Here is a 652-nt window from a genome sequence, read left to right as displayed (position 1 = left end):
GGGCCGCTCGGTGATCGATCGGCATCGGCATTGCCGCCGTCTAACCCGCTAGGGCCGCTTGATTACATATTATAGTTGATAAGCTCAAAGTGTGTAAATTGCGATCCGTCTGCGCATGGATATGCGCAAGCTGGTCGGCCGGAACTTCGCTCGCCTGCGTCAGGAAAAAGGCCTGACGCAGGAGGATGTCGAGGCGCGCTCCGGTTTCAGCCAGCAGTATATCAGCGGCCTCGAGCGTGGCCGGCGCAATCCGACGGTCATCACCCTCTACGAGCTGGCTCAGGCGCTGGGGGTCAGCCACGTCGAACTGGTGCGGCCGGACGGCAACGACTGACCGGTGAACCCGGTGGCGGGAAGGCCCCGGCCGGAACCGGCCGGGGCCTTGTGCGGCTCACTCGCCGCGGCGCCCGCTGGGGCGGGACCAGATCAGCGAGAAGGTGTCGGCGTCCTCGTCGTCGAAGAGGTTGGCGTAGATCGGGGCGTTGAAGCTCGGGTCGTCGAGCTTGAGGCCCAGATAGTCGCGGCCTTCGCTGGAGCGCTTGGACCAGGCGGCGCCGATCTCGATCTTATGTGGAGCTCCACATAACGTCGATTATGCGGAGAGCGGGATTATGCGGAGCGCTGGCCTGTGAGGTCTGTGTTGCCGCCGGTT

General features: G+C 64.1%; 1 protein-coding gene and 1 pseudogene. One reads left to right on the top strand and one right to left on the bottom strand.

All coding sequences use genetic code 11. The features are described from left to right. Nucleotides 1-115 precede the first annotated feature (115 nt). Nucleotides 116-334, top strand: a complete 219-nt coding sequence (locus tag V5F66_RS22260) for a helix-turn-helix domain-containing protein (RefSeq protein WP_138397488.1) — start codon at nt 116-118, stop codon at nt 332-334. 57 nt (nt 335-391) lie between these two features. Here the strand turns inward: V5F66_RS22260 and V5F66_RS22255 are convergent. Continuing rightward, nucleotides 392-568: pseudogene (locus tag V5F66_RS22255) on the bottom strand (DUF736 domain-containing protein); the annotation flags it as partial. Nucleotides 569-652 lie beyond the last annotated feature (84 nt).

Origin of the sequence: Xanthobacter versatilis, from assembly GCF_043193975.1 — a bacterium.
Taxonomy (GTDB): domain Bacteria; phylum Pseudomonadota; class Alphaproteobacteria; order Rhizobiales; family Xanthobacteraceae; genus Xanthobacter; species Xanthobacter autotrophicus_E.
The sequence above is the reverse complement of the archived record's forward strand: the minus strand, read 5'-3'. Positions and strand labels throughout refer to the sequence as shown.